The organism is Actinomadura sp. NPDC000600 (genome assembly GCF_040492135.1).
Lineage (GTDB): Bacteria > Actinomycetota > Actinomycetes > Streptosporangiales > Streptosporangiaceae > Spirillospora.
Genome location: NZ_JBEUPD010000076.1, coordinates 1 through 12,423 on the forward strand (window position 1 = coordinate 1; position 12,423 = coordinate 12,423).

Sequence of the window (12,423 nt, forward strand, 5' to 3'; positions counted from 1 at the left end):
CCCGGACCTTCTCGGCGAGCGCGTCGCCCGCCGCCGGGTCGAGCTTGAGCGCGGCCCCGGGCGTGCCGCCCCGCCGCGGTGAGCCCCACGCGCCCGTCGGCGCTCAGCACGGGCACGGTCAGGGAGCCGCCGTCGCCGGGCAGGGTGCGCAGGCAGCGGCCCCCGTCCAGGTCCCACAGCTGGAGGCCGCCGGTCAGCGCCCGCGACCCGTCGCCGCTGACCCCGAACCGCGCGCCCCGGCCGACGGGGAAGCGGACCGTCCGCAGCGGCAGGCCCGCGAGAGGGTCCACCAGCCGCTGCTCGGTGTCCGACACGGCCAGCGCCACGCGCCCGCCGGGGCCGAGCGCGACGGTCGCCCCCGGCAGCGGCATCGTGCGCACCAGGCCGCCGGTTCCGGTCTCCCAGACGCGGAGCCGCATCGTCGTCGGCTCCCACTTCACGATGTGCGCGCCGTCGCCCGTCACCGCGACGGCGGTCCCGTGGCCGCGGCCGAGGTCCTGCTCGTTCTGGAGCGCGTGCACGCACCGTCCGCCGAGCGTGGCCCACACGCGGACGGTCCCGCCCTCGGTGGCCGACACCAGCAGCGAGCCGTCCTCGGAGAAACCGAGTGAGGCGACCCTGCTGGGATGGTCCTCGAACCGGTGCAGGACGCGCCCCGCGCGGACGTCCCACAGAAGGAGGGCGCCGTCCGCGCCGGCCGAGGCCATGAACCGGCCGCAGGGGCTCAGCGCGACGGCGCCCACCCCGCCGGCGAGCCCGCCCGGATGCGCCGGCAGCGTGTGGAGGCAGCGCCCGGAGGCGAGGTCCCAGAGCCGGACGGTGCCGCCTTCGGAGCCCGGCGGGGGATTGGACGAGTCGTCCCGCCCGCCGCTCACCGCCATGGCCGCGCCCGGGCCGAGCGCGAGCGCGTTGACGCCGTTGGCGTGCCCTTCCAGGACGACCGGCGGCCCTGGTGCGCGCAGGCGCCGGGCGCGTTCCAGCGCGGCGGCGGGCTCGGGGGCGTGCGGCGCCCGCCGGACCGCCGCCTCAAGGAACGCCGTCGCCTCGGCCGGGTCGCCGCGCTCCAGGTGGACGAGGCCGAGCAGGTGGTCGCCGACCCAGTCGCCGTCGTGCGTCGCGCGGACCGCCTCCAGCTCGGCGAGCAGCTCGGCGTCGGTCAGCCGCCCCGCGCGCCAGCGGTGCAGGCCCCGGTCGAACACCGCGTGCGGGTTGTGCGGATCGGTCTCCAGGGCCCGCTCCCACAGCGCCTCCGCCTCGGCGGGGTGCCCGAGGTCGAGCATGGACAGCGCCTGGTTCGACAGGCCGTCGGCGAGCAGCGTGGCGGGACGGGGCCGGGCCCGCGGGTACGGGACGCCGGCGACCTGCGCGTAGACGGCGGCGAGCGCGTCCGCCAGCTCGTCCATCCGGTCCGGCCGCGCGGCCGGGTCGGGCCGGAAGCACGCGCCCAGCAGGGCGGTCAGATCCGGCGGCAGGCCGGTCGCCCGCGCCGCGAACTCCTCGAACGCCCGCCCGCCCAGCGCGCCGAACCGGACCGGCGGGCCCCCGGTGAACATCGACAGGACGCTGAGCGCCCACGACCACACGTCGGTCGCGCGGGTGAGCGGCGTCCGGCGGCCCTCCGCCGCGAGCGCCTGCTCGGGCGAGCAGTACGCCGGGGTCAGCCCGGCGAAGCTGACCAGCGGGTCGGCGTCGGGGCGCCGCACGCCGTCCTCGCCCGCCCGGACGCGGGCCTTCGCCAGGCCGAAGTCGGTCACCTTGGCGGTCCCGTCCCGCGTGAGCATCACGTTGCCGGGCTTGACGTCCTGGTGGACGAGGCCGCTGCGGTGCGCGTGGTCCAGCCCCCAGGCGAACTGGATCGCGACGTCGATGATCCGGGCCGTCGCGCGCCGCGGGTCGGGGTCGCGGAGCCGGCCGTCCCGGACCGCGTCCGCGAGGCTGCCCCCGTCCACCCACTCGGCGAACACCCCGAGCAGCGGGTCGAGCCGGCGTACGTAGGCGCAGCTCACCGTGTGCGGGTGCAGGCCGAGCCCGACCCAGGTCCCCGCCTCGTCCTCGAACGCGCGCAGGTCGTCCGGCGATCCCACCAGCTCCGGACGGGGCACCTTCATCGCCAGCTCGGCGTCCCAGCCGCGGTGCCGCACCCGGTAGACCAGGCCCATCCCGCCGCTCGCCACCACGTCGAGGACCTCGTAGAGGTCGAGCACGACGTCGCCGCGCCGCCACGTCCGCGCGCCCCCAGAGTCGATCATTTCCCGGATCCTACGGATTTGTCGGCGCGCCCCTCTACGGTTGGGCGGCATGGAAGATCAGCTCCCCGGCGAGGACGACCTGGTGATCCCGGACGCCTGGCGGCGTTCGCTGCACGCGCGGCGCGGCGGCGCGCCCGGCCCCAAGATCAAGGTGGACCGCTCGGCGGCGCGGGCCGTCCAGGGCTTCATCGAGCAGACCGGGGCGGTCGAGGCGCTGCTCAAGGGCGGCGAAGGGGAGCCCGAGCTGACCGAGGCGGCGCGGCGGCACCTGGACGGCCGTGCCGATCCGGCCGGGGCGGCGGCGATCGCGGCCGTCACGGTGGTGCGCGTGCACGGCCTGGACGAGAAGAACAGGGCGCACCGGGCGTTCGTCGACGCATGGGTCACCGAGCACGGGGTCGCGTTCGCGGCGTGCGCGCTGGTCGAACTGAGCAGGACGGAGGCGACCAGAGGGGGCGGCGGCACCCGGGTCGGCGCCCGACGCGTCTCGGATGAGGCCAGGTTGCCCAAGATCCCGGATGAGGAGGCGCGCCGCGTCCGCGGGCTGCTGGCCGTCGCGCCCGAGGCCGAGTACGCGGACGCGGTCGAGCGGCTGGCCGCCCTCAGGACCGGCTGGTGCACCCGTTGGCTGGTGTCGTACCTCGTCCCGACGCGGGAGGACTGGGTCGACGAGTGCTGCGCCGTCCCGCCGCCGCCGGCGCGCAACCACACCCTGCTGTGGATGGTGATGTCGGCGCTCGGCAAGCCGGAGCAGCTCGACGCCCCGTATCCGGCGCGCGACCTGTACTGGGGCTGGGCGACCCGGGGGCTGCTGGCCAGCATGGCCGACGGCATCGGCCCCGGCGTCCTGCCCCTCCTGCTCGCCGAGGCGGACGGAGGCAACCTGGCGTCGGACGACCGCAAGCGCATCTTCGAGACGGTCGCGATCCTGCCGACGGACGAGGCGTTCCAGGCGCTGCTCGACCGGCTCGACCGCAAGCACGTCCGGGCCGCCCTCGGGGAGGCCGCCCGCCGGTTCCCGGTGCGGGCGCTGCGGCTGCTGGCCCGCGCGGGCGCCGACGACCTGCTCGCCGCCCACGTCGAGGCCAACGCCGACCTGGTCGCCTCCGCGCTGCCCGGTCTGCCGGACGACGTGGCCGACGCCGTCCGCCGCGCCTCCGCCGCGTCCGCCCGCGTCCCGGCGGCGGCGCCGGACGAACTGCCCGCCGTGCTCACCGACCCGCCGTGGCTGCGTCCGCGCCGCCCCGCCCTGACCGGTCTTGCCGTCCCGGAGCCGCGGCTCGGGTGGCTGGACGGCGAGCGCCAGGAGTGGCTCCAAACCGACCCGGGGATCGGCGAGCCGGACAGCACCGACTGGGAGGCGCTCGTCGAGGGCTACAAGACGGGGAACCACCGCACCGGCGCCGTGCAGTTGATGGTGCACGGGCCGGAGGATCTGATCCGTCCGCTTCTGCCCGATTGGGAGGGCTACGCCGTCCGATGGGCTCACGCGTGGACGCGGCTCCTCGCGGCCCGCTACGAGATGGACGCCCTGCCGGCGGCCATCCGGATGGCCAAGGCGAACCCGGGCTACTCCTCCGCCCCGCTGATGCCCTACCTGGACGGCCGCGTGGCGATGCTGATGGCGGAAGGGCTCGCCAAGCGCGGCGCGCTTCTCGACCCGGCCCGCGAGTGGTTCGGCCGCCACGGGCTCGACGCGGTGCCCTTCCTGGTCCCGGCGGCGCTCGGCAAGAAGGCCAAGGACTGGCGGAACGCCGAGACGGCCCTCCGCCACCTGCTGGACGCGCACGGCCCCGACGCGGTCGCGGCCGCCGCCCGCGACGCCCATGGCGGCGAGGCCGCGGACGCGATCGGGGAACTGCTGTCCCGGCCCGCGGCGGAGACGGGCCTCGACCAGCCCGCCAAGATCGGCGCCTGGGCGGATCCGGCGCCGCTCCCGCAGGTGCTGCTGCGCGGCCGCGACCGCGCCCTTCCCCTGGACGCGGTCAGCCGCCTGATCGAGCTGCTCGCCCTCCCGACCCCCCACGGGATGGACGAGCTGGCGGAGGCGTGCGCGCCGGGCTCGGTGGCCGAGTTCGGGTGGGCGCTGTTCCGGCAGTGGCTCGACGCAGGCAAGCCGTCCAAGGACGCCTGGGCCCTGCGGCAGCTCGGCCGCACCGGCGACGACGAGACCGTCCGGCTCCTCACCCCGGTGATCCGGGCGTGGCCGGGGGAGGGCGGGCACAAGAACGCCGTCAACGGCCTCGGCGTCCTCGCCGAGATCGGCACCGACGTGGCGCTGATGCACCTGCACGGCATCGCCCAGAAGGTGAAGTTCAAAGGCCTCCAGTACGAGGCGCAGGAGCGGATCCGGCAGGTCGCCGAGCGGCTCGGGCTGACCACCGACCAGCTCGCGGACCGGCTCGTCCCCGACTTCGGCCTCGACGCCGACGGCGGCATGGCCCTCGACTACGGGCCGCGCCGCTTCCTCGTCCGGTTCGACGAGCAGCTCAAGCCGTTCGTCGCCGACGAGGACGGGAAGCGCCGCAAGTCCCTCCCCAAGCCCGGCGCCAAGGACGACCCGGAACTCGCGCCCGCCGCCTACAAGGCGTTCGCGGGGCTCAAGAAGGACGTCCGGACCGTCGCCTCCGAGCAGATCCGCAGGCTGGAGCAGGCGATGGTGACGCGGCGCCGCTGGACGCCCGCCGAGTTCGGCGAGCACCTCGTCCGGCACCCGCTCGTCTGGCACGTCGCCCGCCGCCTGGTCTGGCTGGCGGAGGACGGCGGCAGGACCACCGCGTTCCGCATCGCCGAGGACCGGTCGCTCGCCGACGCCGACGACGACGCGTTCACCCTCCCCGAGTCGGCGCGCGTCGGCATCGCCCACCCGCTGGACCTCGGCGGCGCGGCGGAGGCGTGGACGGAGGTGTTCGCCGACTACGAGATCACACAGCCGTTCCCGCAGCTCACCCGCCCGGTCTTCGCGCTGACCGAGCAGGAGGGCGGCAGCGGGCGGCTGAAGCGGTTCGAGGGCCTCAAGCTGCCCTTCGGCGACGTCCTCGGGCTGGTGAAGCTGGGCTGGGAGCGCGGCGCGCCGCTGGACGCCGGGGTCGAACGGTGGATCTACCGGCGCGTCGACGATCAGCAGTACGTCGTCATCGACCTCGATCCCGGCTTCGCGGTCGGCGCGCTCGACGCCACCGGCGACCACCAGGTCCTCGACTACGTGTGGCTCGCCCCGGAACCCGACGACTTCTGGCCCAGCAAGGGGACGCCGCTGACGTTCGGCGAGCTGCACCCCGTCATGGCGTCCGAGATCCTGTCCGACCTGACCGCCCTCGCCGAGAAGGCCGAGAAATGAGCGGCACGACCACCTGAGCGGCGGCTCACCGACCGGAGCGCGCCTCCCGGTGGCCCCGACCCGGGGCCTCCGGGCCTTGGCCGCCGCACGCGCCGTCCAGCACGGCCGCGACGCGGTCCAGCGTGGCGATCGGCGAGGTGTAGGGCAGGCGCAGATGGTGGGAGCAGGTCGCGTCGGCCGCGAAGGACGGTCCGGGTGCGAGTTCGAGCCCGTGCGCGCGGGCCCGGGCCGTCACGAGGTCGGAGCGCACGTCGGTCAGGCGCAACCAGAGCGCGAGCCCTCCCGGAGGGACCGTGAACCGCCAGCGGTCGTCTCCTGCCAGCAGCCCGCTCAGGTGGTCGCGCTGCCGCCGCAGGGCCCTCCGCCGGTGGTCCAGGACCGGCGCGGGGTCGCGGAGGAGCTCGGCGGCGATCATCTGCTGCGTCGGCGCCGCGGACAGCGGCTCGCACAGCGGATGGCGGGCCAGCTCGCCGACCAGCGCGGCCGTTCCGCGGATCCAGCCGACCCGCAGGCCGGCCCAGACCGTCTTGGCCGCCGATCCGATGAGGACGGCGCGGGGTATCCGGTCAAGCGACTCCGGTGCCGCGCGCAGATCGATGTCGCGCATGGTCTCGTCCACCAGGACGGTCACCCGGTGCCGTTCGGCGAGCCGCGCCACGGTGCGCCGGGCGGCGTCCGGCATGAGCGCGCCGGTCGGGTTCTGGAAGTCGGGGACCAGGTAGGCCACCCCGCCCGCCGCGACCCGGAACGCGTCGTCGAGCTGGTCGAGGTCCCAGCCGCCCGTGGTGACCCGGCAGCCGGCCAGGCGGGTTCCGGCGTCCCGGAAGCCGGCCAGCACGGCGGGATAGGTGGGGATCTCCACGGCCGCGGCCCGGGGACGCAGGTGCGCCGTCAGCAGCGCGAGGGCCGCGCGCGCCCCCGCGGTGACCAGTATCTGCTCGGGCCGCGTGACGAGCCCTTCCCCCGTGTAGCGGTCCGCGATCAGTGAGCGCAGCTCCGGCAGCCCGGGGCCGGCCTCCCCGCTCTCGGCCAGGACCGGGCCGGAACGCTCGACCGCTCTCAGCACCGCCTGCTGGTACGCCGTGTGGGGCGCGGCCGGAACCGCCCTTCGCAGGTCGATGACGCCGTCCTCGCCGACGGCCGAGGTCGGGGCGACGCGCATCGCCGCCTCCGGCGGAAGCCGCAGGGTGCTCGCGCTGCCGCGGCGCGTGTCGACCCATCCCTCGGCGCGGAGGATGTCCAGCGCCGCGGTCATGGTGCCCCGGCTCACGCCGAGCGCGGCGGCGGCACGGCGTTCGGCGGGAAGCGGGGAGCCGACCCGCAGCCGGCCGTCCAGGGCGGCGTCGCCGACCGCGTCGGCCAGCGCCCGGGCCAGCGCCACGCCCGGTCTTCGCCACGCGCCCAGCGCCGCGGCCAACTGCAGGTCGGTAGTACGCATTGGTCCAGTTTGCCAGTATTGGACCAGGATTTCGGATGCCGCCCTGGCTACCGTTCCACCCATGCATCCACGCCTCGCCGCTGATCTCGCCGGGCTCGCGGATCTCCTGCGGACGGTCGGCCTAAGCGCGAACGACATCCTCGGCCGCCTGCACGAGCAGCCGGTCGTCCCGCCGCTGCGCCTGCCCGACCCCGAACCGCTCCCCGAGGAGGGAGCCGGGCTGGCGGCGGCGCTCACGGAGTTCACCCGCGAGTGGGCTCCGCTGCTGTCCGCCAGCGCGGGGCCCCGCTACCTGGGCTTCGTCACGGGCGGCGTCACGCCTGCCGCGCTGGCGGGCGACTGGCTGACCGCGGCCGCCGACCAGAACCCCACGTCGGCGCTCGACGGCGCGGGCCCGGAGCTCGAACGCCGGACGGTCGGCTGGCTGCGCGAGCTGTTCGGTCTCGGCGCCGCGCACCAGGGGGCGTTCGTCAGCGGCGCGACCATGTCCAACACGGTGGGCCTGGCCATCGCCCGCGAGTGGCTCGGCGAGCGCACGGGCGTCGACGTGGCGGAGGACGGCGCGGCGGCACTGGGGCGGGTGCGCGTCCTGTCCGGCAGCCCGCATTCGAGCATCGGGAAGGGCCTGTCGCTCCTCGGCCTAGGCCGCGCCTCGCTGGTTCAGGTGCCGGTTCTGCACGGCCGGGAAGCGGTCGATGTCGAGGCGCTGGAGCGGGCTTTGGCCCAGGCCGGCGGCCCGGTGATCGTGGTGGCCAACGCCGGCACGGTCAACACCGTCGACTTCGACGACCTCCGCGCCATCGCCGCGCTGCGGGAACGCCACGATTTCTGGCTCCACGTCGACGCCGCCTTCGGCGCCTTCGCGGCGCTGTCGCCCGGCCACGCGGACCTGGTCGCCGGACTCGACGCCGCCGACTCCATCTGCGTCGACCTGCACAAATGGCTGAACGTCCCCTACGACAGCGCCGTGCAGTTCACCCGCCACCGGCGCCTCCAGACCCGGGTGTTCCAGAACGCCGCCGCCTATCTCGGCCCGCTCGGCGAGACGCCCGACCCCGTCCACCTCACCCCGGAGAACTCCCGCCGCCTGCGCGCCCTCGCCGCCTGGTTCACGCTGCGGGCCTACGGACGGGACGGGCACCGCGAGATCGTCCAGCGGAACATCGCCTGCGCCCACGCCCTTGGCCAGGCCGTCGAGACGATCCCCGGACTGCGCCTGCTGGCACCGGTCCGCCTGAACGTCGTCTGCTTCACGCTGGCAGAGGACCCCACCGCCGAGCGGCTCGCCGACCTCGCCGCCGACCTGAAGGACGAGGCCTTCCTCACCCCGACCACCTATGCCGGGGTACCCGCGCTCCGGGCCGCCTTCAGCAACTGGCGCACCACCGAGCACGACGTCCACCGCCTAACCGAGGCACTGAGGAACGCGCTGGGCCGTCCGGCTCCCGCACCCTAGGCGTCTCGGCAGCTTGACCACCTGCACCGCCATGGGCGATATCCGCCGGGCGGTGCGGTGCGGCGCGGGGAACGGCAGATCGGCGGTGACGAAGCGTGGGGCCGACACCGCCGCCCGAGACCACCCGCCCGCCCCCGGCCGCCTGACATCGCTCCCGCGACCACCAGGCGGCCGGGAACATCTTGTGCCTGAGCACAGCGTCGATCTGATCAGCGGCGAACTTCGCGTCACCACACGGCGCCAGGTAACCGGCACATCCCCGCCCGGCCAGCAAGGATCCTGACGGTGCCCGGGTCGTGATGAGCCGGGCGGGTTTCGGAAGTCTCGTTGAGGTGCTCAAGAGCGACGCCTGATGGGCGTCTGCTACCGGTGCCTTGCCGAATGAGGTCGGCTCTAAAGGCGGGTGGCCGTCTGGATCAGGCCGGCGAGGGCCAGGGAGCGGCTGTGCGGCGGCCAGGCGATCACGGTGGTGACGGTCGGCGCGTCCAGGATCGGCACGAAGGCCAGGTCGCGGCGGAGATGGCTCCGGGCGGTTTCGGGCAGTAGTGCCACCGCCCTGCCCAGCGCGACCAGTTGCAGGAGCTGGGCGTGGTCGTGCACCTCGGGTCCCGGACCGTCGGGGTAGCCGCCGTCGAAGCGCGGCCAGCGCGGCAGCGGAAGGCCGGCGATGTCGGCCATGCGCAGGTCCGTACGGCCTTCGAGGGGATGGCCTTTCGGCAGGATCAGGATCTGGCCCTCGGTGCTCAGCTCCTCGATGTCCAGGCCGGTCGTCGAGTCGAACGGCCTGTGCAGCAGGCCCACGTCGGCACGGCCGTCGCGGAGCAGCCGCTCCTGCTCTCCGATCCCGCACAGCAGGACCTCGACGGCGACCGCGCCGGGCTCGGCGGCGTAGGCGTCCAGGAGTTTCGGCAGCAGTTCACCCGACGCCCCGGCCTTGGTGACCAGCACCAGTTTCGGCTCCTCGGCGGCGGCGCGGCGGGTGCGGCGGGCGGCGGCGTCGACCGCGTCGAGGGCGGCCCGGCCCTCTCTGAGCAGGACCTTTCCGGCCTCGGTGAGTGCGACCGTACGGTTGGTGCGTTCGAAGAGCTGAACGCCCAGGCGGCGTTCCAACTGCTTGATCGCTCGCGAGAGGGGCGGCTGGGCGATCCCGAGGCGCTCGGCGGCGCGGCCGAAATGGAGTTCCTCGGCGACGGCGACGAAGTACCGCAGCTCCCGCGTCTCCATGCTCTCACCGTACCCGGGATCAATACCCGTGGGGTATCGAGTGCTACCCAGGCGGTGTTGGAGTGCTCTCGGCCGTACCGGCCAGGATTCGGGTCATGAGCGAACAGAAGATCACACTGATCACCGGCGCCAACAAGGGAATCGGATACGAGATCGCCCTCGGGCTCGGCGCCCTCGGCCACACCGTCGGCGTGGGGGCCAGGTCCCCGGAGCGGCTCTCGGAGGCCGTCGAGAAACTCCGCGCCGAGGGGGTCGACGCGTTCGCGGTACCCCTCGACGTGACCTCAGACGAGAGCGTCACCGCGGCGGCCTCCCTGCTCTCCGAGCGTTTCGGACGGCTCGACGCGCTGGTCAACAACGCCGGGGTGACCGGCGGGATGCCGCAGACGCCCACGACCGTCGCCCCCGCGACCATGCGAACGGTCGTGGAGACCAACGTGATCGGCGTCGTCCGCGTCACCAACGCCATGCTGCCGCTGCTCAGGCGGTCCGCCGCACCGCGAATCGTGAACATGTCCAGCAGCGTCGGGTCTCTCACCCGCCAGAGTTCCCAGTCCGCCGCGGAGGCCGTAGGCCCGATCTCCGCCGCCTACGCGCCCTCCAAGACCTTCCTCAACGCCGTGACCCTCCAGTACGCCAAGGAACTGCACGACACCGACATCCTGATCAACTCCGCCTGCCCCGGCTACTGCGCCACCGACCTCAACGGCTTCCGCGGCATCCGCACCCCCCAACAAGGCGCCGCCATAGCCATCCACCTGGCCACCCTGCCCGACGACGGCCCGACCGGCTCCTTCTTCGAAGACGCCGGCGTGGTGCCCTGGTAACTCGCCGACCAGCCCGTACGAAACCCGCGTCCCCGATCTGCAGCGGCCCGGGCTTCGGGCGGCGTGCTGACCGGCCGCTGCAGCCGCGACACCGCATGAGCCGGGCGGGTCTTCGGAGTCTCGTTGAGGTGCTGAAGAGCAACGCCTGACGAGGCGGCGGGTCGGGTCAGCGAGGGCGTCCACGAGCATCTTCTTGTCGGTGGCATCAGCCACGACGCGGGTGAAGAAGGCGAAGAACGCCGCCCCGGCGTCGCTGGCGCCTGCCAGCGCCCGGGCCTCGCGCTCGACCTGCCCGCCGAGGCCGCGGACCGCCTGACGGAGGTGTCCCGGTGCACGACGATCGCCCCGGTCAACGGCATGAACGACCCGACCCGCCCCGCCTTCAGCCCCTGAACCGACGCGGGCCGGTTCGCCGTCGTGCATGTTCGCGCCGCCGACGCTGATGACGGTGGCCCATGACGAGCATCCAGGCGAACACGGCGGTGATCGCGGTGAAGAACAGAGTGAGGCCCAGCGCCGAACCCCCGTCCAAGCCGGTGTCGTCCGCAGGCGGCGTCCGGAACGACTGCCACGCCGTCACACCTGCCCAGACGGCCAAAGAACCGAACAGGGCGACGACGGCGCCGAGCACCACCGTGACGCCGACCATGAATCGCCTGCTCTCGGGCCGCTTGATCTGCGGTGCCGGCTCGTGGTCGGCGGGGACGACCTCGTACGGCTCGATCTCGTCTCCGTTCCGGAGGCCGGGGAAGTCGACGCCGACATCGAGCCAGCCGGCCCGCGCCTTGGAGCCGTAGTCGACGGCCACTGTCTGGAGGAGGCCCGGCTCGCGGACATCGCCGATGGTCAGACCGTCGGCCACGACGACCCGATCGCGCAGCACCCGCGCGCGGTGCCCGACGGCCAGTTCCTGCCCTCCGTGGGGAGAACTCGGGACCGGCTGGACACGGGCCGTGGCCACCAAGGCATTCGACCCCGCCAGCAGGACGGTGAGGATCTGCTTGCGTTCCTCGGTTCGCTGCGGGGGCGGAACGTCATATGCCTGGACGACGTCTCCGGGACGCACATCGGGATGGCCCAGGTACAGGGTCCCGGTGCTTCCCTGCAAAAGGTCGTCCTCCGGTCCGCCGTTGCCGTCCGCGAGGGCCAGCAGGCGCAGCGCCTCGGCCACCGGCCGTCCGTCGCGCACGACCCGCACTCGGTCACCGACCGCCAACCTGCCGTCGGTCACGACGGCCCGCGCGACGGGCCCGGCCAGGGGATCGCCGGCGACCTCGCGGACCTCGGCTCGTCCGAGCCCGCGCCGGTGCTCCGGCAAGGGGTCCTGGTACCCCGGAACAAGGTCGGAACCGACCCCCGCGGGCTCCGCGCGGACGTAGGCCTGGATCTGATCGCCCTTGAGGACGTGCCGGTGGCCGATGGCCGGCATGCACCTTTCCAGGATGCCGACCCGTTCCCTGGGCTCCAGCCCAGACCCGATGCCGGCCTTTTTGATCAGGGCGCCGATACGGAGATCCTCGGCGATCACCGTGCCGTGCCGAAGCAGTCGCGCCCGGGCGCCCCGTGCGATCCCGGGCCCTCCCACCACCCTGCCCTTGGGAAGGAGGCCGAGCCCTGGAACGTCCTGGAAACCCGACACGGTCATCAGGCCTAACCGCTTCTCGCCCACCCAGACGCTCTGCATCCTCACGCCCATCCCTTGCGAGGTGATTTCCCAGCGAAACCCCGGATAGGACGTGGCGGTCATAGCGACCGTTCCCGGCGATCACTCGGGACTGGGCGGGATCCCACGGCCTAGGCCGTGTTTAGGAAGTCTTGTCCCAGGTCGGCATGTCGTGTCTGGAGATGAGTGAGGTCTCCGGTAGATGGATCAACGACCAAGAAGACCA

7 protein-coding genes are annotated in these 12,423 nt (G+C 74.0%); 3 read left to right on the plus strand and 4 right to left on the minus strand.

Features of this window, described 5'->3' with window-relative positions:
• On the minus strand, nt 1–2,249 hold a 2,249-nt coding region (locus ABWI07_RS43290; RefSeq protein ID WP_353822119.1), incomplete at its 3' end, for a WD40 repeat domain-containing serine/threonine protein kinase.
• 49 nt (nt 2,250–2,298) lie between these two features.
• Between ABWI07_RS43290 and ABWI07_RS43295 the strand changes: the two genes are divergently transcribed.
• Nucleotides 2,299–5,589, plus strand: a complete 3,291-nt coding sequence (locus ABWI07_RS43295; RefSeq protein ID WP_353822120.1) for a DUF4132 domain-containing protein — start codon at nt 2,299–2,301, stop codon at nt 5,587–5,589.
• A 25-nt stretch (nt 5,590–5,614) separates the two neighbouring features.
• On the opposite strand, the gene ABWI07_RS43300 is transcribed toward ABWI07_RS43295, so the two are convergent.
• Complete coding sequence (locus tag ABWI07_RS43300) at nt 5,615–7,027, minus strand: aminotransferase-like domain-containing protein (RefSeq protein ID WP_353822121.1); 1,413 nt, start codon at nt 7,025–7,027, stop codon at nt 5,615–5,617.
• A 61-nt stretch (nt 7,028–7,088) separates the two neighbouring features.
• On the opposite strand from ABWI07_RS43300, the gene ABWI07_RS43305 reads away from it, so the two are divergent.
• A complete protein-coding gene (locus ABWI07_RS43305) occupies nt 7,089–8,483 on the plus strand; it encodes a pyridoxal phosphate-dependent decarboxylase family protein (protein ID WP_353822122.1) in 1,395 nt (464 codons plus the stop codon).
• A gap of 393 nt (nt 8,484–8,876) precedes the next feature.
• Here the strand turns inward: ABWI07_RS43305 and ABWI07_RS43310 are convergent, their stop codons facing one another.
• Nucleotides 8,877–9,707 (minus strand): LysR family transcriptional regulator, encoded by an 831-nt coding sequence (locus tag ABWI07_RS43310; RefSeq protein WP_149263857.1) that lies wholly within the window; start codon nt 9,705–9,707, stop codon nt 8,877–8,879.
• A gap of 95 nt (nt 9,708–9,802) precedes the next feature.
• Here ABWI07_RS43310 and ABWI07_RS43315 point away from each other — a divergent pair, with 95 nt between their 5' ends.
• Nucleotides 9,803–10,534, plus strand: coding sequence for an SDR family oxidoreductase (locus ABWI07_RS43315; protein ID WP_353822123.1), 732 nt, complete (start codon nt 9,803–9,805; stop codon nt 10,532–10,534).
• Nucleotides 10,535–10,916: 382 nt separating this feature from the next.
• On the opposite strand, the gene ABWI07_RS43320 is transcribed toward ABWI07_RS43315, so the two are convergent.
• Nucleotides 10,917–12,224, minus strand: a complete 1,308-nt coding sequence (locus ABWI07_RS43320; RefSeq protein ID WP_353822124.1) for a hypothetical protein — start codon at nt 12,222–12,224, stop codon at nt 10,917–10,919.
• Between the last annotated feature and the right edge of the window lie 199 nt (nt 12,225–12,423).